22 protein-coding genes and 3 pseudogenes are annotated in these 24,713 nt (G+C 59.6%); 9 read left to right on the top strand and 16 right to left on the bottom strand.

Annotated elements, in window-relative coordinates:
* Positions 1 to 23: 23 nt before the first annotated feature.
* The 3 genes and pseudogenes from ACVWW1_RS01190 to ACVWW1_RS01180 form a co-directional block, all read left to right on the top strand.
* Positions 24 to 533: pseudogene (locus ACVWW1_RS01190) on the top strand (ATP-binding protein); the annotation flags it as partial.
* Positions 534 to 660: 127 nt separating this feature from the next.
* Positions 661 to 1,164 (top strand): cupin domain-containing protein, encoded by a 504-nt coding sequence (locus ACVWW1_RS01185; protein WP_456654546.1) that lies wholly within the window; start codon positions 661 to 663, stop codon positions 1,162 to 1,164.
* 541 nt (positions 1,165 to 1,705) lie between these two features.
* Positions 1,706 to 2,692 carry a hypothetical protein gene (locus ACVWW1_RS01180; RefSeq protein WP_456654545.1) on the top strand — a complete coding sequence of 329 codons (987 nt, stop codon included), beginning with the start codon at positions 1,706 to 1,708 and terminating at the stop codon, positions 2,690 to 2,692.
* Positions 2,693 to 2,724: 32 nt separating this feature from the next.
* On the opposite strand, the gene ACVWW1_RS01175 is transcribed toward ACVWW1_RS01180, so the two are convergent.
* Together ACVWW1_RS01175 and ACVWW1_RS01170 are read right to left on the bottom strand one after the other, a co-directional pair.
* Complete coding sequence (locus tag ACVWW1_RS01175; RefSeq protein WP_456654544.1) at positions 2,725 to 3,333, bottom strand: hypothetical protein; 609 nt, start codon at positions 3,331 to 3,333, stop codon at positions 2,725 to 2,727.
* A 71-nt stretch (positions 3,334 to 3,404) separates the two neighbouring features.
* Positions 3,405 to 5,834, bottom strand: coding sequence for a type IA DNA topoisomerase (locus tag ACVWW1_RS01170; RefSeq protein WP_456654543.1), 2,430 nt, complete (start codon positions 5,832 to 5,834; stop codon positions 3,405 to 3,407).
* A 494-nt stretch (positions 5,835 to 6,328) separates the two neighbouring features.
* Between ACVWW1_RS01170 and ACVWW1_RS01165 the strand changes: the two genes are divergently transcribed.
* The gene (locus ACVWW1_RS01165) at positions 6,329 to 6,526 is read left to right on the top strand and encodes a hypothetical protein (protein ID WP_456654542.1); all 198 of its coding nucleotides are present in this window, start codon (positions 6,329 to 6,331) and stop codon (positions 6,524 to 6,526) included.
* Between the two features lie 221 nt (positions 6,527 to 6,747).
* On the top strand, positions 6,748 to 7,017 hold the full coding sequence (locus ACVWW1_RS01160) for a hypothetical protein (protein ID WP_456654541.1): 270 nt from the start codon (positions 6,748 to 6,750) through the stop codon (positions 7,015 to 7,017).
* Here ACVWW1_RS01160 and ACVWW1_RS01155 read toward each other — a convergent pair.
* The 13 genes and pseudogenes from ACVWW1_RS01155 to ACVWW1_RS01095 all read right to left on the bottom strand — a co-directional run bounded on the left by ACVWW1_RS01155 (position 7,014) and on the right by ACVWW1_RS01095 (position 19,665).
* Positions 7,014 to 7,679 (bottom strand): trimeric intracellular cation channel family protein, encoded by a 666-nt coding sequence (locus ACVWW1_RS01155; RefSeq protein WP_456654416.1) that lies wholly within the window; start codon positions 7,677 to 7,679, stop codon positions 7,014 to 7,016. The two genes, ACVWW1_RS01160 and ACVWW1_RS01155, sit on opposite strands and share 4 nt — an antisense overlap.
* A gap of 49 nt (positions 7,680 to 7,728) precedes the next feature.
* Positions 7,729 to 8,997 (bottom strand): M20 family metallopeptidase, encoded by a 1,269-nt coding sequence (locus ACVWW1_RS01150; RefSeq protein WP_456654540.1) that lies wholly within the window; start codon positions 8,995 to 8,997, stop codon positions 7,729 to 7,731.
* Positions 8,998 to 9,011: 14 nt separating this feature from the next.
* Positions 9,012 to 9,704 (bottom strand): CDGSH iron-sulfur domain-containing protein, encoded by a 693-nt coding sequence (locus ACVWW1_RS01145; RefSeq protein WP_456654539.1) that lies wholly within the window; start codon positions 9,702 to 9,704, stop codon positions 9,012 to 9,014.
* Positions 9,705 to 10,687: 983 nt separating this feature from the next.
* Positions 10,688 to 10,987, bottom strand: a complete 300-nt coding sequence (locus ACVWW1_RS01140) for a putative quinol monooxygenase (RefSeq protein ID WP_456654538.1) — start codon at positions 10,985 to 10,987, stop codon at positions 10,688 to 10,690.
* Between the two features lie 210 nt (positions 10,988 to 11,197).
* Positions 11,198 to 12,593 (bottom strand): annotated as a pseudogene (locus ACVWW1_RS01135) (amidase family protein).
* 752 nt (positions 12,594 to 13,345) lie between these two features.
* Positions 13,346 to 14,545, bottom strand: coding sequence for a sugar ABC transporter permease (locus tag ACVWW1_RS01130; RefSeq protein ID WP_456654537.1), 1,200 nt, complete (start codon positions 14,543 to 14,545; stop codon positions 13,346 to 13,348).
* A 19-nt stretch (positions 14,546 to 14,564) separates the two neighbouring features.
* Entirely contained in the window at positions 14,565 to 14,837 is a 273-nt protein-coding gene (locus ACVWW1_RS01125) for a hypothetical protein (protein WP_456656694.1), read from the bottom strand.
* A gap of 25 nt (positions 14,838 to 14,862) precedes the next feature.
* The gene (locus ACVWW1_RS01120) at positions 14,863 to 16,137 is read right to left on the bottom strand and encodes an ATP-binding cassette domain-containing protein (protein ID WP_456654536.1); all 1,275 of its coding nucleotides are present in this window, start codon (positions 16,135 to 16,137) and stop codon (positions 14,863 to 14,865) included.
* A 6-nt stretch (positions 16,138 to 16,143) separates the two neighbouring features.
* Positions 16,144 to 16,449 (bottom strand): hypothetical protein, encoded by a 306-nt coding sequence (locus tag ACVWW1_RS01115; RefSeq protein WP_456654535.1) that lies wholly within the window; start codon positions 16,447 to 16,449, stop codon positions 16,144 to 16,146.
* Between the two features lie 7 nt (positions 16,450 to 16,456).
* Positions 16,457 to 17,221, bottom strand: coding sequence for a substrate-binding domain-containing protein (locus ACVWW1_RS01110; RefSeq protein ID WP_456654534.1), 765 nt, complete (start codon positions 17,219 to 17,221; stop codon positions 16,457 to 16,459).
* On the bottom strand, positions 17,155 to 18,576 hold the full coding sequence (locus ACVWW1_RS01105; protein ID WP_456654533.1) for an acyl-CoA dehydrogenase family protein: 1,422 nt from the start codon (positions 18,574 to 18,576) through the stop codon (positions 17,155 to 17,157). Before ACVWW1_RS01105 ends, ACVWW1_RS01110 begins: the two co-directional genes overlap by 67 nt.
* Before the next feature lie 66 nt (positions 18,577 to 18,642).
* Positions 18,643 to 19,290: a TetR family transcriptional regulator C-terminal domain-containing protein gene (locus ACVWW1_RS01100; protein WP_456654532.1), complete on the bottom strand. Its 648-nt coding sequence runs from the start codon at positions 19,288 to 19,290 to the stop codon at positions 18,643 to 18,645.
* Positions 19,291 to 19,461: 171 nt separating this feature from the next.
* Complete coding sequence (locus ACVWW1_RS01095) at positions 19,462 to 19,665, bottom strand: hypothetical protein (RefSeq protein ID WP_456654531.1); 204 nt, start codon at positions 19,663 to 19,665, stop codon at positions 19,462 to 19,464.
* Between the two features lie 292 nt (positions 19,666 to 19,957).
* Between ACVWW1_RS01095 and ACVWW1_RS01090 the strand changes: the two genes are divergently transcribed.
* The 4 genes and pseudogenes from ACVWW1_RS01090 (at position 19,958) to ACVWW1_RS01075 (ending at position 23,601) form a co-directional block, all read left to right on the top strand.
* The gene (locus ACVWW1_RS01090; protein WP_456654530.1) at positions 19,958 to 20,695 is read left to right on the top strand and encodes an acyl-CoA dehydrogenase family protein; all 738 of its coding nucleotides are present in this window, start codon (positions 19,958 to 19,960) and stop codon (positions 20,693 to 20,695) included.
* A 23-nt stretch (positions 20,696 to 20,718) separates the two neighbouring features.
* Positions 20,719 to 21,300 carry a flavin reductase family protein gene (locus ACVWW1_RS01085; RefSeq protein ID WP_456654529.1) on the top strand — a complete coding sequence of 194 codons (582 nt, stop codon included), beginning with the start codon at positions 20,719 to 20,721 and terminating at the stop codon, positions 21,298 to 21,300.
* Between the two features lie 287 nt (positions 21,301 to 21,587).
* Positions 21,588 to 22,811 (top strand): M24 family metallopeptidase, encoded by a 1,224-nt coding sequence (locus ACVWW1_RS01080; protein WP_456654528.1) that lies wholly within the window; start codon positions 21,588 to 21,590, stop codon positions 22,809 to 22,811.
* A gap of 150 nt (positions 22,812 to 22,961) precedes the next feature.
* Positions 22,962 to 23,601, top strand: a pseudogene (locus ACVWW1_RS01075) (RraA family protein).
* Positions 23,602 to 24,445: 844 nt separating this feature from the next.
* On the opposite strand, the gene ACVWW1_RS01070 reads toward ACVWW1_RS01075, so the two are convergent.
* Positions 24,446 to 24,637: a hypothetical protein gene (locus ACVWW1_RS01070; protein ID WP_456656587.1), complete on the bottom strand. Its 192-nt coding sequence runs from the start codon at positions 24,635 to 24,637 to the stop codon at positions 24,446 to 24,448.
* Positions 24,638 to 24,713 lie beyond the last annotated feature (76 nt).

The raw sequence follows: 24,713 nt of genomic DNA, 5'->3' as shown, positions 1-24,713 counted from the left end.
CAGACACCCGGCATTATGACGCTGGCCCGCCCGGCGTAGGTAAGACGCACTTGTCGATCGCGCTCGGGCGAGAGGCGATCCTGGCCGGATACACGGTGCAGTTCACCACGGCGACGACGCTGGTCGCGGGCCTTGCCAAGGCGCATGGCGAACGACGCCTGGACGAGAAACTGCTTGCGCTGTCGAAGCCAAAGCTGCTCATCGTCGACGAACTCGGCTACTTGCCGCTTGAACCTGACGCGGCGCATCTGTTCTTCCAACTGGTCAGCCGGCGCTACGAAACTGGCGCCATGCTGATCACCTCGAACCGCAGTGTTGCCGAATGGGGCACCGTGTTCGCCGATCCCGTGGTCGCCACCTCGACCGGCTCTTGCACCACAGCCACGTGCTGACGATCCGCGGCGACAGCTACCGGCTCCGAGCCAAGCGCAAGGGCGGCCTCATCAAGCCGCCCGCCGCTGACGGCCCCTCCGGTCGGCTCCGCCTCCCTCCGTCCCGTCAGCGGCGGAGCCAACCTTCAACCGAGATCATAATCCCGATGGTGGGGGCAGTTCTTCATGACGCAAAGGGGGCAGTTCCGGATGGCGTTTGACAAACACGCCGTACAGTCGTCATTGCCAATCCGGGCGCTGGTGACCCGGACGCAAGCGGGAGGACATCATGCTGACACGCCGAGTTTTTGCAGGTGTAGCGTCATGTGCGATTTGTGGACTTGCCGGGTTTCTAGCGGAGGACGCTTCCGCGCAGGGAGGTGCTCAACCGGCCACCACGTCAGGTGGAGTTACGCGCAGGATCTTGTCGCAGATTGACGGCCCAGTCCCGGGCTACACAACCATCGTAATGGACGTCACCATAGAACCCGGTGTGGGGGTAGCACGCCACACGCATCCAGGAATCGAGTCAAGTTACGTAATGGAAGGTGGTGGGGGCGAACTTCCGGTCGAGGGTCAACCGACGCGCATACTCAAGGCCGGCGAGGCCTTTCAGATCCCGCCTCAGACCCCACATGCCGGCGGCAAGCCTGCAGAGATGAAAACGAGGCTATTGATCAATTACATCGTGAGAAAGGCAAACCGCTCGCGACGCCGGTTTGATTTGCGCCTTGGATCGATGCCAAGGCTGGCCTTGCCAGCCTTGGGATGCGGCTTCGGGTATGCCGGCTAGGGTTCTCGATTCACCGCGCATAGCTCGAGTGACAGCACGTGCGCCTCCAAGCTACCTCACGACCGGTGCGGCTATGTTCTGCCGCCACCACAGCCGCAATCATCGTCTCATAACTCGGAAGCGAGCAGATGGCAGCACAAGGGGAACGCAAAATGGAATCGAACCATCGCCCAGTCCGACCCAATAATTTTCAGAAGCTACCCAGATTCCTACCCATGACTGAGCGCTGGCGGCTCAATGGTGGCGCACGGCGCTGCCCAGAAATCAGACGAACTGGGAATCGAACCAAGGAGACGGTGCCCAGAGGCACGTCCCCATCGCCGTTGATTTCGTTACGCTTTTTCGCATCTTAGGCGGCCTTCGGCGCTTTCCTACCCAGATTCCTACCCATCCGGGGCATGGCTGCAGATGGTGCCTCGTGGCGTACCCGTTTCGATTCCGCGTTTTGGAATCGAAAGATGAGAACGAAGAGGACAGCACCGAGGTAGACGCTGCGCAGGCAATGTACGATTGTAACCCCCAGTAGTGTCGGGGGAATCGGGTGGCTGAGAGCGAGCAGAACCGGGAGCGGTTCCAAGTCGCCTATGTCGGCGATCATGAAAACGACCACAGCATGGACGTGGAGTCTCTAGGCCCGGCTTTGTTGGCGTTCGGGCAGCTCATCCGCGCCGCCAATACTGAGCTCAATCAGAACCGAGCAACCATGCGTGTGCTCGTGGACTCTCGGTTCGAGCACAAGTGCTTCTTGATAAACTTCGAGACGCTGCAGACCATCCTCGACACCGTAAAAGATTTTCTAAACGATGAGGGTGTGAAACATGCGGCGGACGTATTGCAAAAGGTCGGTGTGACTGCTGGCACTACTGCTGCGGGCCTCTTCGGGTATCTCAAATGGCGTAACGGTCGGAAAGTCGAATCAGCGCAGGAGGTGAAGGGTTCGCCTGGCGCGATGGTTATCAAGGTCGAGGGCGACAACAACACTTTCCAGATCGGCAGCGATGTCTTCCGGCTGTCGAAAAACCCCGATGTTCTTGAGGCGGTCGAAGGGACGCTCGCACCGATAGAGAACAAGGAAGCCAAAGCGATCGAGTTCCGCAAAGAGGACAAGCCGCTCGCCACATTCCAAGGTCAGGATGTCGAAGCGATCGTTGCATCGTGTGAAGACCCTGGCGGCGTTGAGCTGGTCGATGAAGAGGAGGAGGAACCGAAGGTCGTCACTGCCACTTTGTACGCTCACGGGCCGGTGTTTGAGCCTAAGGCGCCGAGATGGCGTTTCCTGTACCGCAAGAAGCCGATCTATGCCGAGATCAAGGGGACCACGATTGCACGGGACGCAGTGAGGCGCGGCGGATCATTCATGAACGATCGTTACCGAGTGAAGATGGAAGTCATACCGCCGAATGAAGAGCACCCTGAGACGCACTACAAGATACTCGAGGTGCTCGAGTTCACTCCGGCTGAGCAGCAGATTAACATGAAGCTCCGAGCGGCGAAGAAGAAAGCAGCAAAAAGGCGCGCGAGCAGATAATTAAACAGCCCGGCGCATGGTCGGGCTGGAGCTCAATTGCATCCTGCGTGCTGTGTAAGTAGCACGCCGAACACGACGTTCATGATGATCGAGATTGCGCAGATCACTTCAAGTGGCAAGCACATGTGCAGCCTCCTTTCGGCTGCACCTAATCGTACCATTCTGGCTACCATCGCTATCCGCAAGGCCATAAAGCCCTGCGGTAGAGACACTAGCGGACGAGGGCCATTGTATAAGGCCGTGCCCGTGATGTCGACGCAGTACGACGTGAAGAACGCCGGGCAGAGCGACTTGCCATCAGCCGCGTACTGGCCGGGCTGAATGTGCGGGACGCCTCCATTCGTGGTGCCCCACGCGCTGACGACCGCTTCCGGGTTTCCGTTGCCGCACGCTACGTCGGTGCATGTTGCGGCCGAGCTGAATGCGGGCACGATCACCACCTCTTCGCGCGTGCTCGAATACGACGAGCTGCCAAAATCCTGCCGGAAGAATGGTTGGTGTGCGACCGGGACTCGTTCGATAGCCCGCTGCACGCGCGGGTCACGCTCGCCGTTCTTGCGTAGAAGCCGCTGCAGATCGCTGAGCGTTCCGCCCATTGCGAACATCAGGGCAACGCAATAGCCGAAAAGATTTGCCTGCATAATCCGCTCACGAGGATCAATGAGTTATCCCAGATTCGCCTAACCTTGTTCGGTCATCTCGGTCCCCCCACCTAAACCAGCCACCCCCGTTCGTCGAATGCAGAAAGATCAGTCCCGGGTGGGGCATACCATCCCTCTGATCCATAGCGGGCACCGAGCTTCAGAGCGATTTCCTTGTTGCCATATGGAATCCGCAGCGGCGTCCTGCTTGAGTTTGCTGACACGGGAGCCGTCGAATGGGCATCGGCGTCAACTTTTTGCTTTCGAGACCTCTTCAGCGGCGCAGCCTGGGATGCAACCGACCCTGCCGGTCTGTTGAAGGTCTTGCGACTTGGCTTGCGGCGTTTTTTGCCTCGATTCATTTTAATCCATGCGGACATCGCGACCGAGTTGGACCTCGCATCATCGGGGACAATGAGACCTTTCCCCTGCGCCAGCTTCTTGGCGAACAACAATTGTGCAGGACTTACCGGTTTGGGGTCGAGCTTACCGGCCGTTTCGCTGTCTGACTTTTTGGACGCGTGTTCGCTAAGGAATTTGCGGCAGATTGATATCGACGTCTTATAGCCGAGCGGTGGTTTGATGCCCTTTTGCCGGACGAGGCTGTCAGCAAAGCGCTTCATCGCAGGCGTCGGTGGATACGTTCCTGTGCCATTGTCCCCTGCACTGCCAAGCAAGGAAGGTCCCACCGCGGTAGCCCCCTCCTTCAGCTTGCTGATAATGCGCTCGGCGACATCGCATACAGCGTCAATCGCGCCGACCATCTCCTGTTTGCCTACAACGACGTCGTCGAGCAGGCATTCAAGTTGCGCCGTCACACCAGGATCGACTAGAGCCGGATCGGCTTGTTTGAGAACGCCAAACAACGACAGACCAGTCTCGGTCGGCACGATATTCTTCCCCTGGGGAGTCAGAAAACCCTGCTTCTTCAGACCTCCAATAATCTCGGCTCGGGTTGCAGGCGTGCCAATACCCTTGGCTTCCCTCAGACGATCTCGCAGAACCTCGTCATCAACAAACCGCCATGCATTCTGCATCGCCTCGATCAGAGTGCCTTCGTTGTAACGCGGCGGCGGCCGGGTCTCCTTGTTCTCGATTTTTGGATCTTGCAACTGCGCCATCTCGCCATCGCGCAGCGACGGCAGCATTTGCGCCTCATCACCCTTTTCGTCGGCGGGTTGCCACTCCGGGAATGCGGCACGCCAACCGAGATCAATGGGCTGGCGACCGGCTGCGCGGAATTCAAAGCCGTGCACATCGAGCGTTGCGGTTGTCTGCCGGTAACGAAAGTCGGGCATCAGGGCGGCCATATATGCCCGCGCGATAACGTCAAAGAGTTTCTTCTCGTCAGACGACAGACGAGGCCAGACCTCCGGCAGTTTGTCGATGGCGTTGACGTTGGGAATGACGGCATGGTGGCTCGCGCCCTCCAGCCCCTTGTCGTAAAAGGTGCCGCTCGCGCCTCTACGAATCACCGGCGGCTCGGGTACAGGGATCGCGCTGAACGATTGGCCCACCCGTAGTCCGGCTACGATTCGCGGCACGTCCGACATCAAGTTTTGCGGCAGATAGCGAACCTCTGCGCGAGGATAGGTGATGATCTTCTTGCCCTGGCCGTCATACAGCTCCTGCGCCATTTCGAGCGTTTTGCTGGCTGACCAGCCGAGGCGCGAGCCGCAGAGTTTCTGCAACGACGGCAAATCATGCAGCTTGGGTGGCGCTTGCCGCTTATCCTCGACGCGCACGGTGAGCGCGCCCTCGAAGCCTTCAGCCGCTTTGACTACGTCCTGGGCTATCTCGCGCTTGACAATTCGGTCCTGCGGCGCGTGCCGCATCTGGAATTGCCCGCCCGCCACTTTCGCGGTGGCGACAATTTCAAAATAGGCAAGCGGCACAAAGTTTCGGATTTCCAATTCGCGCTTGCATGCAATGGCTAATGTCGGCGTCTTTACGCGACCAACTCCAATCACTCTCCTCGCGCCCTGCCCCAGAACAACGGTTGCGGTGCGAGTGAGCGACAGGTTGTAAATCTGATCGGCCTGTCGGCGCGCAACCGCGGCGGCGTATAGGCGAGAGTATTCGGTATTGGGTTTTGCGCGACCGAATGCGTCGCGGATGGTCTGCGAATCCTGCGCGGTGAACAGCACTCGCATCACCTGACCGCGATAATCGTAATGCTCAAGAATTTCCTGACCGATCAGCTGACCCTCGCGGTCGCAATCGGTTGCAAGCCAAACGCGCTTGGCAGTGCGTAATGCCTCGCGAATGGCCTTGAGTTTAGCGGCCTTGTTACTGCCCTCTGCCGGGCGCGTTCCGTAAAGACCTTCAGGCCGTAGAAGTATGGGGGACCATCGCTTCCAGGCCGGGACAACGTCCTCCGGTTCGACGAGATCGAACAAATGGCCCTCAGCTGGAAGAACATCGCCGTAGCGAGAACCAATTGCGGCGCGGACGTCTTTGGCCTGGCTGGTTTTCTCCGTGATGACGATCTGATCTGCCATGACGGCCCACTTGGGAGGACGGCCGGGTCGAAGGTGCCGATGCTCCGATTGACAATAGAACATATAGAGAACATAATTTAATTGTCGGGTCAAGTAGTTGGAGTCGGGCCAGTTGCGCTGCCGTTCGTCATCGCCGATGACGGCTGGCCGCTGGCGAGCCCGCGGAATGCATCAACCACACCCGCCGCTGTAATGCGCGCTGCCTGTACCGACCAAGGCCCTGCCTGAGGTCGACGACCGGCATGGCCCTGAGGACCCAAGGCAGCGCGCGCGAATTAGCATGAGCCGCGATCGACAAGGTGACCGATCCTGCAGCCAGCCCAGACGACCAAGCTGACCGCAAGCGCAAGCTCATCAAGGGGCCGGAGGAATTTCAGAAGGTGCGTCGCGATCGAAACCGAAAATGATCGCAGCCTTAAGTTCTTCGCCCCCTCAAGCTAATAGGATCGAAACCGAGCTCCGCGCGTATCGAGCCCAAAAATGGGAGGTCAACGATGATCAGTGACCGAGAACGGCGGGCACCTACGGCAGCGGAACGCGAAGCCCGCAAGGTATTCAGACAAGCCGAAGCGAAGGAAGCTGTGACCGATTACGCCAAAGCCCAAAAAGCGCTCCACGATAATCGAGAGCGCCTTAAGGTCGAACGGCTGGCGCGGGAGGCCGAAGCGGCCAAACGCACGAAAGCAGGCTAAAAGCGTCCATCTGGATGACTGCGGAGGACCAAGCTTGGACCTCTGTCATGCCGCCATCGATGGCGTCGCGCGGGTTGATTGGTGGGCCATTCCGGATCCAGCGTCCCCATGTCACAAAGCCATAACGCATGTATTGCTGGGCGCAATGCAGTCCAGCCAGCGCTTTTGCTGGCGAGGACTGCAGCGTTTGCCGAGCCAGCCCGTCGACGCAGAGAATGAACGTGGGTGTCGATGAAGCCGGGAGAAACAGTGCGGTCGCTCAGATCAAGGACATTCGCGCCGCCGGGCCGCCCGACCGAGCCCGATACCTCGACAATGCTATCGCCTTCTATCAAGATTTCAGTCGGGCCAAGCATCCTGTCGCCCAGGCCGTCGAACAGTTTTCCGCAGATAATGACGGATTTCGCCATGTGAATTTTCCTCTGCTGGAACTGAACCTACTGACGGCACTGGGCGTCCGCCATCCTTCCACAAAATGCATCCGGCGCTAGGATTTCTTGGGGCCTTTCGAATTGATTTTTTCGGCGCTAGGATCGTATCGATCCCCGAACTTCGCAACCGGAAGCCGCCAGCCGCGCTTCATCGCCATGACGCGCAGCGAGAAACATGAAATGAGCGCCACCGCCGTGACCGGCGCGACTGGCAACTGCAGCATGTGCCCGACTACCACGATGGCCGCAGCCGCCAATGCCGCGACGGCATAGAGTTCAGCCCGGAGTACCGTCGGAATTTCCGCGAGCAGTACATCGCGCACCATCCCGCCGCCGATCCCGGTGACCATGCCGAGCACTATCGCCATGAGCGGATTCAAGCCGTGGGCCAGCGCTTTAGAAGCACCGGTGACGGCGAAGAGCGCGAGACCCGCCGCATCGAAAAGAAGTACCGAGTTCGACATCCGCACGATCAAGGACGAGAAGTAGAAAGTGACGATGCCGGCGAAGAGCGACACACCGAGATAGCGCCAGTCGGCGACCGCCCCGGGCGGGACGACGCCGATCAGCAGGTCCCGGGTGATGCCGCCCGAATTCGCCGCCGCGAACGACAGCACGAGTACGCCGAACAGGTCCAGCTCTCGCTTGACCCCGGCCAACGCCCCGCTGAGCGCGAAGACGAAGGTGCCCGTCAGGTCAAGCACAAGCGGAAGCTTCTCCATGATGCCACTTTCCGGCACTAGACGATCGCCACGAGATCGATGATCATACTCATGCCGGCAACCAGGCGCGGGTCGCAACGACTAGCGTTTCCACGCCGGTTCGCAAGGTGGGGTGAAGAACCGGCGCGAATTTCGGGCTGTGGTTCACCGGAAGCTCGGTGAGCTTGTTTGCCGCTTTCGCCTTGGCGTAAGTTTCCGGATCAGTGCCGCCGACGAACCAGAAAACCGACGGTACGTGCCATTCGGTTCCGAACGATCCGAAGTCTTCGCTCGCAGGGGCCGGCCCCGTTTCCCTGACGCGCTCGGCGCCGAAATGTCCCCGGAACGCGTCGACCACCCGCTTGCTGGCCTCCCGGTCGTTCACGTTGAGAGGGTAGTGATCCAGCGACGTGATCTCCGGTTTGCGAGGGGCGCCAGACGCCGCCGCCTCGGCATTGACGATCCGCTCGATCGCGGCCAGTACGCGCGTCCGGACGCCGGCATCGAAAGTCCGCACATTCAGTTTGATGATGGCCTCGTCCGGAATGACGTTTTCTTTCGTCCCCGCCTGCAGCACGCCAACGGTCACGACCGCTGCCTCCGCAGCGGCAACCTCGCGGGACACGATGGTTTGCAGCCGCAGCACGGTCGCGGCCGCCATCACCACCGGATCGATACTGGCCTGCGGCATCGATCCGTGCGCGCCACGGCCGAATAGACGAATCTGCAAGCTGTCCGCCGCCGAGGTGACCGCGCCTGCCCGTCCGGCAACCGTTCCCGACGGCCCCACCATGACGTGCTGGCCAAGGACCACGTCCGGCTTCGGGAAGCGCTTGAACAAGCCGTCGTCGATCATGGCCTGAGCGCCTTCCGCCGTCTCCTCGCCTGGCTGGAAGACCGCCATTACGGTTCCTCGCCACGTCGTTTTGGCCTCGGCGAGCAATTTGGTGGCACCGACGAGCCAGGTGACGTGCATGTCATGCCCGCACATATGGCCGACCGGGACGGTGTTTCCCTCATGATCCTTCGCCGTGATCCTGCTGGCATAGGGAAGACCGGTTGCTTCCTCGACGGGTAGCGCGTCCATGTCGGCGCGCAGCATGACGGTCGGCCCATCACCGTTGCGAAGCAGGCCGACGACGCCGGTCTTTCCGACACCTGTCGCGACTTCGTAGCCGGCCGCACGAAGATAATCCGCCGCCAGTCCCGCCGTGCGCGTCTCCTGCATCGACAACTCGGGGTGCGAATGCACGTCCTTGTAAAGGTCTTCCAAGACTGGGAGGAGTTTTTCGAGATCGCGCAGTGCTAGATCGGGAGAACTTTCCTGATTCAAAACCATGGCCTACTCCACTGTTAGGAATCCGAGAACTTGATTGCTGCGTGCGTCCCGTCGCAGAACGGCTTGTTGTTCGATTCTCCGCAACGGCAGAGTGTGACGCGATTGCGCACCTCATATTCGAATCTGTCAGCGGCGACGACCGGTATCCCATCTCGCAACCACAGGGGTCCGCTGCATTGCTGCTCGGGATCCTCGATCAAACCGATCGATACCGGCAACGCTTGTTCGACCGGCTTCCCGGAGCTTTTGTCCCAAGCCACCAAACGTCCAGAGGGACATTCGTTCACCTGGCGGACGAACATCGTCCGGACTCCGCGATCGGCGGTCTGCGAGACCTGACTCCAAACATTGCCGTTCGGGTCGCAGAAACGCCCGAACGCACAGAGGCTTTCTGCGTCGGTGAGTTGAAGGATCGGGCCGTTCAGCAGCTTCGCTTGATCGAGATAAGCGTCTCGACTTGCAGTCTCGGTACCGACGAAGCCGATTTTGAGATGTGAGCCGTCGCAGAACGGCTTGGTTTGCGATGCACCGCAGCGGCACAGCGCATAGGTTTCTCGATGCGCGACGGCCGGACCTTCCTGCCACGCCTCCGACCCGTCCTCAGCGTTCGTCATGATGGTTTGTTTGGCGAGAGGGATGTCGCCGGTGACCATGTAGGGGCCGTTTTCGGAAACGGTGACTCGAGCCTTGCTCTTCTCGGAAGTCATGGTTCCAGTCCTGCGACGCCGTGGACTTATTCTTCGGGCAGCCGGCCCTTAGAAGTGGTTTCACCGTGCCATCTACAGTCGACCGAGGTACGAAATCGGTACCCGCCCGACCCGCGATGTCCCCGAAACATCCAACGCCTGTTTACGAACCGCGGCAAGTGGAGTTTCCGGACCGCTCGACCGTCAGAAACGTGATCGTGCCAGGCGCAAACGATACGGATCCCGCAGCGGTCGCCGCTGAGAAGCGCTGGTGTTTCCAGCTTCAAAAATATAGTTGAGGTCCAACCACGTCATTCAACGCGCTCCCCGGCCGGATCGTTCTTTGCCCTAAGGCGCACCACCGGCACTGGTAAGGATTTTCTCGAAACCTTATCAGTCGGCCGACGAATGTATGTGCAGTCGCATCAAAGCCGAAGTCCCACATACATAGGTTCGTCCGTGTCAGGCGGTTTTATGAGGAATTCGTGGTATCCTCCGTGTCTCGTGGAACGATCTATTGGATGTGTTTCAAGCCCGGGTCTGTGCTCAGCGCAAGGAGGTCCGGCCTCTTCATTCGAACTCCGGAGCAACCCAATGCGGGAAGCCGCAAACGAGACGTGGTGGGCGCATCTGGGACACGCCGTTCGCGCGGCTTACGATTTGCTATCACCATCGAAAACTATAAGCCCGACCGGATCCAAGCTCGCAAACCGCTGTGCCAGCTTGATTAGTTCCGTTCGCGTTTTCTGATCCTTTATGGAAACGAAAGCTGCCAAAAGACGCAAGCATTCGTCTACGCTTGACTTTCTCTCTTCTACCATTGAAGCGCACTCCTCCCCGCTTACACACCGACACGTTCGCTCCTACTCGTTCTACCCTTGCTGTGCTCGTGCCTGCATCCCCGGTTCGTAGTCCTAACAATCGCAATCTCATGAGTGGCTCGTTTTGACTCGAACGCAATCGCTCGTGGATCGAGAACGGGCAATGCGCGTCGATAAAGAGCTTCACGCTACGCCGCCGTCGACCTTGCCCAACGGAATGACCTCGGCGCTTTCGACGAGGTCAGGTATCTCGGTAAGTAGCGCCGCTATATGCGGGGCAGCGATGTGCTTGTCTAGAAGTTCGCGGCTTTCCCACTCTTCGGTCCAGACAAAGCGGCGTGGCTGATCGAGATCGCGATTGAGCTGATAGCTGATGCAGCCTTCTTCCCTGAGAGTGGTCGCGATCACGCCGCGAAATAGGATTTCGAGTTTTTCTTCCGCGCCTGGCTTGGCGAGAAAGATGGCGACCAAGGGGATCGTCATAAGCAGCTCCATAAACGTTACTGACCAATTTCGTGGAACGCCGAGGACGGCGAACCCGCTCGACAGGCGACATGCAGCCTCTGCAGGCCCTCGTATTGCATCGTAACTCCCAAGCGCTGGTGGTCTCGATCATCAACAAACACCAGTCCCTGCTGTGGCATGCCCGCGCAGATCAGCGATCGAGGGCCTGAAATCCGAAGCCCGCGCTGCTCACCAGTTTGCCGGATCAATCGCCACAGATGGTGTGCCGCCGGCCTCGATCGCCTCGCCCGCAGCAAGGCATAAATCCTCGCGGTAGCGGCCGGCAACGAGTTGCACACCAACCGGGATCCGGCCGACAAGCCCAGTGGAAACCGTTAGCGCTGGAAGGCCCATGAGGGGAATGGCAATCTGCGGTAGCTGGGCATGCCACACCCGCGCAAACGACGCGTCATCCTTAAGGTCGAGATGATCGGGAAACGGCAGTTCGCCTGATACGGGAATCAGCAGCACCGGGTATTTGTCCAGGAAGGCAAACCACTCTCGCGTCAAGGTATCGCGCCGAGTCAACGCCTTCGAAAGATCGAACGGATGCACCTTGTCGCGGACGCCGCGCAAGCAGGCCAGCGCGCCTGGATCACGCTCGATTTCGGCCATTTCGAGCTGGGCCTCATAGCCGTCGCCGAGCCAGAGCTTAGTTTGGATATCGGCCGGCTCGCGCATGGATGGCGTATCTTCGATCTCCTCGACGATCCAGCCCGCACCTTGCAGCCGCTTGCCTGCGTCGGCCACAGCAGCGACAACCTCGGGTGCGGGATTGAGACCATCTGGGTTGAGGCACATCGCTACTCGTTTCGGCCTCGGCGGGCCTTCAAGTGCCACTGGCGCGTACCAAGGATCGCGAGCATCGGGCGCCGACATCGCCGCCAGTGAAATGCGCAGATCGTTGATGGTGCGCGCCAGCGGTCCGGAGACCGCCCCGATCTGCGGACCAATCGGACTGCCCTTCGGAGCCTAGGTTGAAGGCCGGGACGCGGCCCAAGCTGGGCCGCAAACCATGCACGCCACAGGCATAAGCGGGATAGCGAATCGAGCCGGCTATGTCGCTGCCGTGGGCAATGTGCCCAATTCCCGCTGCAACTGCTGCACCAGCGCCGCCGGACGAGCCGCCCGGTGTAATGCCCGGATCGCGGGGGTTCTTGGTGTTACCGTGGATAAGGTTGGTGGTGAACCAACGATAGGAAACGGCTGGACAGTTTGTGCGGCCGAGCAAGATGGCCCCGGCCTTGCGCAGATTGGCGACCACTGGATTGTCGGCCTTGGCGATGTTGTCGCAACGCAGCTTCATGCCGTCCGTGGTGGCAAAGCTTTTCTGATCGGCACCGATCTTGATAGTAACGGGTACGCCGACCAGCGGCCCCAAATCACCGCCGCGCGCAACCGCCGCATCGATTGATGCTGCCTGCGCCATCACGTCGTCGCGCCGGTGATCGACCACCGCGTTGATCTTCGGATTAACCGCGTCAAGCCGGGCAAGCCCCGCCTCCGCAGCTTCTTTCGCCGAAACCTTTTTCGATTTTATGAGGTCGGCGAGATCGGTGGCCGACAGACGCCAAAGATCTTGCAAGAGATACTCCGCTTCTCTCATTCTAAAAGCAATTCAATGAGCCCCTACGGAAACTCACGGTCACCTTACCCACGATGAATCGATCGCCCGCGTCAGGTTGCCAGCGTCTAGATTGTGTTTCATTAACGCGCGCTGCGCTGGCTCGGCGGGCCCCAAGAGCGCTGTGATTTTCGATGTGACCTCATGGGCTTCAAAGCTCTCGAAGTCGCGGGCAACGTTTGAGTCATGTGGCGGACGAAGCGGTCGCAGTGCGATACTTGTCGCAGCTGACTGTTGCGCAGGCCAAACGATCGAACCTGGGTCTCCCGTGAGATGCAGCGAATGAAGTACACGTTGGGCCTCTTTCGTCCTAGCTGACGTCACGCCATTGGCGACATGCAAGTCCGCGATCAATGATGCTCCTGGGAACGCCAACCGGCGCCTCCAGTAGCGCGTCGCGCCCTCCACGGTTTGGCGGCCCTGACTGCCGTGATACATCCTCAATTCGATAGTGGATCCATACCAAACGGCATCGCCATCGACTCTCAGTCTTAGTGGCCGGTTGTGGAGGACAAGCATGCCGTCAGGCCCTTGTTCGATTTCCCCCCACGTGGGAGGCGTACGAATCTCGATCGGCCCGTAGCAGACGGTTCGCCAGTTCCATCGAAGCGCACGCCGCATTGCACGCGACGAGTTGCGGATACTACTCGCCGCATACCCGAAGGCAAACGCCGCGGCCGCAGGGAGCAGCAGCAGAATTGCTGCGATTTTTTTCAGGGGCGCGAGAATAGCTTCCCCCCACGCTTGGACAGTACATCGATGTAAACGGCGAGCATGAGAACAATCCCGCTTGTGATGTTCTGGTAGGCGGTCGGCACATTCAGCAACGAAAGACCGTTTGCGAGGCTTTGCATTAGCAACGCGCCCAATAGGACGCCCGACACGGTGCCAGTGCCGCCATAGAGACTTGCTCCGCCGATCACAACGGCCGCGATCGCGTTCAGTTCGAGAAACAGACCCGATTCTGGCGGCGCCGAGCCGAGCCGTCCAACCAGGATCAGTGCCGCGACGGCGGTCAATACTCCGATGAGGACGAATGAGATCATCAGATGCATCGTGATGGGTATGCCCGCCGATCTGGCAGCGTCACGATTGCCGCCAACCGCATACACATGACGTCCCCACACAGTGTTGGTCAACATCCACGAAACCAGCGCCGCGGTGGCCAACGTGATTGCCACCGGCATGGGTAAGCCGCGATAAGAGAGCGTTGCCCAGCCAAGCAGGACGACGCCAGCAAAACCCACGCCAGCTCGAACCAATGCACGCCGACGTTGGCTATCCTCTCCCAGGTTGCGCAACGGCCAGAGTGATATGATGGCGGCCACCGTGATGAAGACCCAGAGCGCAGGCCCCGTAACAAACGCCTCGCCGAAGAAACGAATTTGCTCAGAGACGCCAGTGATCGTGCGGCCGCCCGATAGCGCAAGCGCCAAGCCGCGAAACAGCATCAAGCCTCCGAGTGTTGCCACGAAGGACGGAAGACCGAAGCGAGCAACCCAGATGCCGTTCCATAGGCCGACGAGGACGCCCATAGCGAGCGCTGCCCCGATCGATCCCCAGACGCCCACAATGCCGCTCACTTCGATCATGGCGATTATGGTAACGGCAAGGCTCAGGAACGATCCTACGGACAGGTCGATTTCGCCCTGGACGACAACAACGAGCATTCCGATAGCGACCATGGCGGTCATGGAGGTCTGCCGCATGAGATTGCTTAGATTTCGGTCGCTGACAAATACGCCATCTGTCAGGATCGAGAAGACGATCCAGACAATCGCGATAGCCAAAAGCAATCCCGCGGCCGAGCGCAAGATAGAAATGACGGAGTTTGCTCGGGTCGGCGGCGCGGGCCGCGTTTCTGAAGAAAGCACCGCAATCGCGTCGCTCTTCGAGTCAGCTATCGTTGTCATCGCGGTCCCATCGTTGATTTCATTGCAGCCCCCCAGCCAATGCGAGCAGTTCGTGAGGGTTGGTGTCTTTCGACTTGATCAGCGCGACTTGCCTTCCATCGCGTAGCACCAAGACCCGGTCGGAAAGTTGTAGCGCCTCAGATTCTTCCATTGTGGCGTACAGCACGGCGGTTCCGGCGGATGCGAGCCTACGCACCAGCCGATACACGTCTTGCTTGGCGCCCAAGTCGATTCCGCGCGTGGGCTCATCGAGCAGGATCAGACGCGGCTCGTTGATGAGGGCTCGCGCCAACAGAACCTTTTGCTGGTTACCACCACTAAGGGCTGCTATCGGCTGATCCGGTCCCTGCGTGCGGATGGCTAGATCGCGGATCATCGATCTGCAGAGATCTGCGCTTCGTGCGGGATCGACAATGGGCCCCCTTCCGACGTGGAGGCCCGCGATGCCAACCCAACATCATGTTTTCCAACACGGAAAGATGTGGGACGACGCCATCGCGCTGCCGCTCAGCCGAAACATAGGCGACCCCCGCCAAGATCGATTCACGCGGACTTCGCGGCCGGAACCGGCTGCCGGCCAGTTCCATCGCACCGCTTGTCAATTCCCGCATGAAGCCGTAGAGCGATTGCAGGAGCTCAGACTTTCCCGCCCCTAGGGGCCCGTAAACTGCAACGATCTCGTTCGCCGCGACCTCGAGGTCGATCGGGCCAACGTCGCGCGGGAACTCTGACGACCGCGCGAGACCCCATCCGTTGAGCCTTACGGTCGTTTCGCGCCGCTCTGAAGACGTGGTTTGACCGCTCGAAACGACATTGTCTCGACCGCTGCCGAGCATGGCCCGTACGATCACTCCATGGTCGAGACTCGACTTTGGCGTATCCAACGCGACACGGCCGTCACGAAGCACGACAACACGGTCACAGACCCGCAAGATTTCATCGGTGCGATGAGAGATAAAGATAATGCCCGCGCCCTGAGCGGCAAGCTCGCGCATACGCTGGAGAAGCACTGTAATCTCACCCGCTCCGAGCGCGGATGTCGATTCGTCGAAAACGAACACTCGACTGCCACTCGCAATCGCACGAGCAATCTCCACCTGCTCCATCAGCGCGACTCCGCCCTGCCCGGCAAGCGGCGTTCGCGTATCGATCGCCAACCCAAGCCTGCGCAATGCGGCGTCCGCTTGAGCGTGCAACCCCTTCCAATCGATGATGCCGAGACGAGAGGGCTCGATCGCGAGCATCACATTTTCACCGATGGTCAGCTGAGAGACAACCGAACCTTCCTGATGAACGAGAGCAACGCCGGCACGATGCGCATCCCTAGAGTCGGTGAACGCCGCTAACTTGCCGTTACAGTTCACGGTCCCGCGATAAGCCCCATGCGGGATCTCGCCGACGATAACTTTTGCAAGCGTACTTTTTCCGGCGCCATTTGCTCCCATTAAGCCGACAACCTCTCCGGCCGAGACGTTGAAGCTTACGTTGTCGAGAGCGCGATTGGCGCCGAACTCGACGGTAATACCATCGAGTTGCAACAATTCTCCGGCGTTGCGCCCGCTTAAAGTGGTTGATGCCACGAACGCGTCCACTCGCATTTATCCTGCCTTGAGGCCGATATCTTCCGGCTTCAACCAATCCGTCAGTTTGAGGAAGTCAGGCAAAGTCTCTTTGTTCACAACGCGTGACTGAATCCGCATTCCCGGAATTTTCTTGCCGCCCACATCAAGAGTCTCAGTGGTTTTCGGCGCCTCACCTCGAGTGAGGGCAAGCGCCGCCTCTGCGGTTACGCGTCCCATTTGGATGAGGTCAGTCCAAGCGCTCATCGCCATGTCACCCTTAACGATCGCACGAGCGCCTTCTGGCCATACATCCTCTCCGCAAAGCCAGATTTTGCCGTTCAATCCCTGCTCAGTCAGGGCCCTGGAGCGCGCCCAGCGCGAGACCTTCCTCGTTCGCGACCACGGCTTGGATATTATTGTTGTTTTTCGTCAGCGCATCCTCGATTTGCTTGAGAGCCGACTCTTGGCGCCAATTGTCATGCCATTGGTGCGACACGATTTTGATCTCTCCAGAATCTATGTACGGCTTGAGAACCCTCAGCGCTCCCTCAGTCTTTTGACGCGCCACGTCTATTCCCTCGGGGCCGCTGACGAGGGCCCAATTGCCTTTTTTTGCCTCCTTTAGGGCCTGCTTAGCCTGCAGCTCGCCAACAAGGTAATTGTCGCGCGCCGCCCAGTAGTCGATAGCCGGGGAAGGAATGACGTAGTTGTAGGAAATAATCGGAATGTTCGCCTCGCGCTTGACGCGTTCGACAATCTTCTTCCCAGCCTCGACGTTCACGGGAATGATCACCAGCACTTTGATGCCTTGGGACAACATGGCGTCGATTTGAGTGTCTTGGGTCGCCACGTCTTCATTCGCGCCCTGAATTATGTATCGAAGTCCCAGCTCGTCGGCGCGAGCCTGGAAATAGTGGCGGTCATGGGGCCAGCGGAAGGCGTCAAAGCTGGGGAAGCTAAACCCAACCAACGGACCAGTCGCAGCGCCCGCCGGGTAGCCGCCCGCGCCCAGGGTTGCAGTGGCAGCACCAAAGGCAGCCGCGGACTTCATGAATTCACGACGAGAGACGCGGCCTTCAACAAACTGTTTGGCGAGGACAACCAAGTCACGCATGAGACCCTCCGAAAGCGATGGCTGGGGGAAAATCGTGACGTCCGAGACCACGGACCGGGACTGCCAGTAATCACGATCAATTTATATAGAACATACCATCTAAAAAAAGTTGTCAAGCGGGGGAATCTGCAGATGGTGCAGTTTTTTGCGCCTATAGCGATGGGTTTGTGAGCGGCAGTCTGAGACGGGCGCGACCATGTTCGGTCGCATTGATCTCCCAATTCATCGCGGCATGGCGCGAGGCGACCCGCGATGTCGCGGTAGAGTCGGGCGATCAGGTTGGTCGCGTAAGCTCCGCGCGCTCCGATGAGATCCCATACAGTCTCCGCCGCGCGCTTCGCGAGCTGCCCCGCATACGCCGAGTTGCAGCGGTAGTTCGATCGCTCAACGGCCGTCGGCGCATAGTCGGCAGAGGCCAACTCCATGATCTCCCGGCAATCGGCCCTAATGAGGGTCTGGGCGGCCTGCAGCGAAGCCGATACCTCCCCGACCCGCACCTGATGGGTGGCGTAGCTCGCCGTCTCCTCGCTGCTCATCAGCGCCCTGCGGCTGCGCGACTGAACAAGGAAGCTCTCGAACATCGCTTCTGACATACCAATCAGCGCGGCGGCGAGCAAAACGCCACTGACCATGTAGATAGGCGGTCGGTAGACCGCACCGCGATTGATCGCCTTCCCGGGAAAATCGCCGCCCTTCAGGTGTTTGATCGACAAGCTGAGATGTTCGGGTACGAAAAGTTTGTCGACCCGCACGTCTTGGCTCCCTGAGCCATGCAGGCCGATGGGGTACCACGTATCGAGTATCGTGATCGAGCGAGTCGGAACGAGGAAATATCGCTCCTCGTCCGGAGCCGCATCCTGCTCCACCATTCCAGAGAGCAGGCACCAGTCGGACGGCTGTACGCCGCTCACGAAAGGCCATTCGCCGGTCAGCTCATAGCCGCCCACGACGCGCCGAGCCTTGCCGAGGCGCGGGACGAGAATACCACTCACGAGGTTGTTCGGATCGCTCCAGACTTCCTCCTGTGCCTGCAACGGCCACCGGGCGATCATATAGTTGTGGAAGATGTACTGGGCGAGGCACCAGGCGGTCGAGGGGCAGCCGCTGGCGATCGGGATCATGACATCCACGAAGTGCTCGAGCGATCCCTCCGCACCGCCAAAATGCTCCGGCTGAATGAGTCGCGATAACCCCAAACGGCGCAGGTCCAGACAGGTCTCATTGGGCAGGCAGCGATTTCGCTCGGCTTCGTCTGCCCGCTCCTTCAGCGCCACGATGAGGCTCTGCGCGCCGCTGATCAGATCTTGGCTCTGCACGCGCTTGACCTTGAAGTCTTGAGGGTGGATAACGGTCAAGGGTCGCGCTCCGTTTTGATATGTGGGTCCGTCGCCTTGGCGCGATTGAACACATCAAAGCCAGGATTAGGCTAACTTCGAGGTCAGCTGCGCCTGCGCTGCCGGCATCTCCGCGAGGGTCACGCCGAGGTCCTGGCCCAGCAGGTCCAGCAGCAGCCGACGACACCGCTCGGGTGACATATCCTGCGGATCTGCGACCATAAGCGCGTACATCCCGACAGCGGCGCCGACGAATTTCACCGCGATGTCCTCGGACGTGCGATCGGGATGGAACTCGCGCTCTTCGATGCCGGCTTCGATCAGCCGCGCGACGATCTCCGCATAAAGCCGGTGAACCTTCTGCACCTCGGCCTGCAGTACCCGATCGAACGGCATTCGGCCCAGCAAACCGAGCCAGAACCGCCAGTCTGGAATTCCGGGGGGCGAGGGCTGGCTGACGAAATCGACGAGTGCTGTCAGCCGGTCCACGACAGCGCCGCGTCGGTGCTCGATCTTTCCGAGGGCTTTGACGTACTGGAGAATAGCGTCGTTGATCGCATCCAGTGTCAAGGTGCGCTTGTTGCTAAAATAGTGGGTGACGACACCCGAAGAAATGCCGGCGACGTCGCTCACCTCTCTGATGGTGAGATCGCGCCAGCCTTGGGTCGACAAGATGTGGATGACCGCATCCATCACCTGCCGCCGGCGGATCGCTTCCATTCCGAGCTTTGGCATCTCACCCTCATTTCAAACGTATAATCTATATTATCTGGCTCTCACTTCAACGTCTATTCCGTTAAATGGCTTCGAAATGACGCTCAACCAGAGGCACAGGGGCCAAGTCGGCGCATGCGTAGAGGGCTTGCAAGTTATTTTTATATAACGTATGTTCTATAAAAATCATACTCAACCGGAGAAACCGCCTTGAAAACCCGAACCGCCCTTAGCCACGATATTTTGCCCGCCATTCAACCCGTCGGAACGCCAGAAGAACTCGTGAAGCGAGCTCGCGACCTTGCGCCTGTGTTGCGCGAGCGTGCGGCCGAAACCGAGTCGCTGCGCCAGCCCCCGGAAGCAACCCGGCTGGACATCCAGCGAACCGGAGTCCATCGACTGTTCCAGCCCGCCCGCTTTGGCGGAGCCGATGCGCCGTTTCGCGCGGCAGTTGACGTCATGATCGCTCTGGGGAAGGCCTGCGGATCGACCGCCTGGGCGGTGGTGCAGAACATTTCTCACAATTCCATGATGTGCCGGTGGCCGTTGGAGGCGCAGGAAGATGTCTGGCGGAACAACCCGGCCGCGTTGCTGTCGGGTATCCTCATTCCAAACATCGGACGGGCGCGCCGGGTAGACGGAGGCTATGTGCTGTCGGGCCGCTGGCCCTTCGTCAGCGGCGTGAGTCTTGCCGACTGGTCCGCTGTTCACCGCCTTCACGCCCGGACCGGACGGCCAAGAGGAGGACAGGCACTTCCTCGTGCCGCGGAGCGATTATCAGATTCACGACACTTGGTATGCCATGGGCCTAAAGGGCTCAGCCAGCCACGACGTGGCGCTGAATGAGGTGTTCGTGCCGGAGCACCGCACGACAACCATCGAATCCATGCGAGCCCGCGAGGCGCGTTACGCAGGTGAGCCAATCAATTTACGCGCTCCCCTCTATTGTATGTTTGGGGTTTTCATCGGGAGCTCCGCCCTCGGCATCGCAGAGGGCGCGGTGGAGACCTTTCTCGACCAGACACGAGGTAGGATCTCCCGCGCCTCGTCGCGGCCGGTCTCCGATTTCAGCACGCAACACGTAAAGGTCGCCGAGGCGCTCGCCTGCATAAGGGCGGCTCGTCTTCTGATCTACGGCGCGTGCGACCAGATGACGGAGATTCTCGAGTCCGGCCGTCTACCCACTGATGAAGAACGCGCGCGTTGCCGGGCGGAAGCAACCTTTGCCGGCCAGCTCGCGACCCGCGCGGTGAGCGTTGTTTGGGATGCCGCGGGCGGAGGAGCGATCTATGACCGTAATCCACTCTCCCGCTACTACTGCGACATGAGCGCTGCAAACCGGCACATCACCCAGAATTGGGACGTAAGCGCGGCAACTCATGGCCGCGTGGTGCTCGGCCTGCCGATCGACAATCCGACGCTTTAGTGACCCCACCGGAGGGTGCCGCTTTGACCGCACCGTTCATAAACTTTCCGAAGGTCGCATCCGCTATGACATCCTCTGCAACGTCGCACATCCCTAACCGCTCCGACATCCTGCGCGAACAATTCGTGTCGGCGATGAGCCGTGTGCCACTGAGCGTGGCTGTGGTCGTGGCGGGCCCCCCCGACGACCGGTTGGCCCTTACGGTGGGTACGTTCATCTCGGTCTCGGCGGATCCCCCGATGGTGCTGGTTTCTGTCAAGGGAACCAGCCCCCTTTCCGAGGCGGTGTACGCGCATCGCCGCTTTGTGATCAATGTGCTCTCGGCCGAGCAGGTGGAACATTCCGAACGCTTTTCGGGGCGGCCGCAGACAGGACGACCCTACGATCTTACTGCAGCCCGCTGGGCGGGCGCACCTAGTGAACCGCCACGTTATCTGGAAGGCGTGGTGGCAGCGTTCGACTGCGAACTCGTGGACGCACGGCCCATTGCCACGCACGTGCTGTTAATCGGACGTGTGGACGAGATCGTATCGGGCGCCGAGCGACCCCTCGTATATTGGTCGCGCTCTTACGGGATGCCGTCGCCTCTCGGAAGCGTCGTATGAGAACGTGCAGGCGGTCGGTCTTCTGAGCCTCGCCCGGTCGTTGATAGCCTTGCGCTGGCGACGACATTGCGCGCGGTTCCCCGTCGGCTGGCCGGGACTCATGACTGCATTCCGCCACGCGGGCGGCCGCAAGCGCTTTGGCACTCGTGAGCGCGCCGCAGAGCAATACCGAAACTTCGGGAGACCGAAGCGACGCGGCTTATTAGAGTTTGCGACGGCCGAACGGCGGTCGCGGCAGCCTTCGCCAACGTGTCTAAACCGAGCCATAACAACAGGGGAATTGATCAGTGAGCGCTCCGCAAACCCTTAGCCGCCGAATTTTGCCGTTTGATGAGGCGCGCCTAGACCGGCTTCTAGATGAGGCTGGAATCGATATCTTGATGGTGACTTCCAAGCACAATGTACAATACCTGCTTGGCGGGTATCGCTTCTTTTTCTTCGACTACATGGATGCGGTCGCGGAGAGCCGCTATTTGCCGGTGCTCATCTATCAAAAGGGCAGGCCCGAGAACTCGGCGTACTTCGGCGCAGCTCTTGAGACTTTTGAGATGGACCTTGGAAAGTTCTGGCCGCCGACGGTGCAAACTACAACATGGAGCAGCACAGACGCAGTCGGACTCGCAGCTGAGCACATCAAAAAGATTGGTGGGTCGTCTTCAACCGTCGGAGTCGAAAAGTCATTTTTGCCCATGGATGGTGGACAACTGTTGCACGACAACCTTGCGAGTTGCCGCCTCGCGGAAGCAAACTTTGTGCTTGAGCGACTACGCCTCATCAAGAGTCCTGCGGAGCTCAATCTTCTGCGAGAGGCCTCTGAGCGAGTCGTGCAGTCGATGGCAGCCGTTTTTGAGCATTCTGCTCCGGGAATGACCAAAAACGACTTGGTCGAAGAGCTTCGGCGCGAGGAAGTCAATCGTGGTCTGAAGTTCGAATATTGCCTGATCACGGCTGGGCGTGACCTCAACCGAGCGCCGTCTGAACAAAAGTTGCACGCTGGTGACGTCATGTCGCTGGATTCGGCCGGCAATTATCACGGCTATATTGGTGACCTCTGTCGGATGGGAATTCTCGGCGAGCCTGACGCCGAATTGGTCGATCTACTTGGTTTGATCGATCACATTCAATCCGAGGCGCGCAAGCCGATCAGGCCAGGAGCGCGAGGCGGCGAAATATTCGCTGTCGCAAATGAGATCGTCCATAAGTCACCCCACAAGCCTCATCTGGAGTTTCTGGCTCACGGCATGGGACTCGTCAGTCATGAAGGTCCGCGCCTGACCAGTACCGGCCCTGTGCCTTATCACGGATACGATGAGGATCGCCCTCTACAGTCCGGAATGGTGATTTCAATCGAGACAGCAATAAAGCATCCCGCCAGAGGGTACATCAAACTCGAAGATACTGTAGCGGTGACGGCATCTGGCTGCGAAGGGTTTGGAGACCAATTCCGCGGTTGGAATCGCGCCGGTACTCGAGCCCGCAACGGAGGTGTCCTGCGCAACAGGTCCGAGTAAGCCGTCCAATGTTGTTGGATGGCTTAGTCGAAACCGCCTGCCCCGGTGCTTCTCGGAGCCGATTGCACGCTCTTGCGAAGACGTCGAATGCTCCCGTCGTGCGCCGTGCCATGAAGTGCAGGAGCCTGGAAACTAAGAGGATCAGATCATATGACCGTCACCATCGCTGCGGCGCTCGTGCAGAAGCCTCCGGTAAGTTTGATCGAAGGCTTCCGTAGCGCGCCGACATCCGTAATCTCTGACAACCTCGGCCGGCTGCCGGGATCGGTCGGTTTGCGTCCATTTCATCGCGGCGGCAAGCTGGTCGGAACGGCCTTCACCGTGCGCACACGGCCGGGCGACAATCTCGCAATCCACCGGGCGCTTGAGATGGTCGGGCCGGGCGATGTCATCGTGGTCGATGGCGGTGGCGACGAGACTCGCGCGCTGGTCGGTGAGATCATGAAGAACATCGCACAATGGCGTAAGGCGGAAGGCTACGTGATCGACGGCGCGATCCGCGATGTCGCGGCCTTTGCTACGTCTGACTTTCCTTGCTTCGCGCGCGCGGTGATTCATCGCGGACCATACAAAAATGGCCCCGGTGAAATCAACGTGCCGGTCTCGGTCGGAGGCTGCGTGATTTCGCCCGGCGACTTCGTCGTCGGCGATGAGGACGGCCGTGGTGTCGTTTCCAGCGGCAACGGCCACAAGCCTGCTGGAAGCGGTGCAATCTCAGATTCTACGTGAAGAAGAGACGCTGAAGGCGATCCGCGAAGGCCGCTGTCAAGGTTCTTACGGCAACTCCTAACCGCTCGCGAGAGGCCGAGTGGACTTTGCCTCAGTTCCGCCCGAGCGCCTGGAGGTAAACGCAACATAAGTCGGCTAATCGCGCGTCACGCCCGAGCCTGATCTGTGGTTCAAGACGGTGCGGCTTCTCGAGGTATCGCTCTCCTCTCTACAAGCCCAGGGACCGTCCGCTTGGTTCAGGCCGAACGCCGATTGGATCGAGTTTTTCCGCGGCGATGGCGCCGCCTCTGACGACGGCCTCGGGGAGGCTGAAGTGATCTTGCCGAACCTGTTACCGGCTGGGCCGCGGGCTCGCTGGCCGGCAGGTCGGCGGCTGATTGAGGCGGCTTTCTTCGAACGGCGACGGACGTTTCGAGTGCGGACAAGATTTGCCGCCCCTGCTCCGTGATCTCCCCGCCGCGAGGATCGCGAACCACAAACTTGGCCGAGAACTATTCGGGTCACATATTCGGCCAACCGCTTCATGCGACCTGTCCAGTCTTTGCCGCTGGTCATCAGGATTTCGACCGCTTGCCGAACTTCGGCAACGGAGGCACGCCCGGCAGGCTGGCCGGCCAGCACTTTTCAGGACAGTCAGCTGGAAGGACACTTCCAGGTCTCCGACGTGGATGGTCTGTAGTTTCCGGCGCAAGGAATCACGCGCGACCGCGCAACCTCAACAACGTGGCGCGGTTAACCTCACCTAAAAACGGAACCTATGTCGTCGGAGGCCGTCACGACGCTGCGGGCTGACTTGCCCGCAGCTGTCCTTTCGGTAGTCAGAAAAGCGAAGTCAGCTAGGATGGTCTAGCTGTTCAGGAGGTGGGCCATCAGGCCGTCCTACTCTCCCAATCAATCGAAATGGGCTAACGCTGGTGCCCGAGTCCAATTCCAAGGACCAGTGCCTTTTGGCGGAGAGCACCAATACTGCGCTTCGTCAATTTGGATATCTTCGTAACCGGCGTGCGTGCTTTCGAGTGGGCTTTGAGGTCCTTAATATCTGTCTTCGTCCACTCGCGCCGCGTCACCGCTTTCTTGGTTGCTTTCTTCACAATCATTGCTCCTTCGAGAGAAGCGGCTTTTAACATGGCTTTTCTGCAACGGCGACGGTCAAGTAAGCGAAACGATCACAGG

The sequence above is a fragment of the Bradyrhizobium sp. JR3.5 genome (assembly GCF_054057015.1).
Note: the sequence above shows the minus strand (reverse complement) of the source record. Positions and strands in the feature narration are given on the sequence as shown.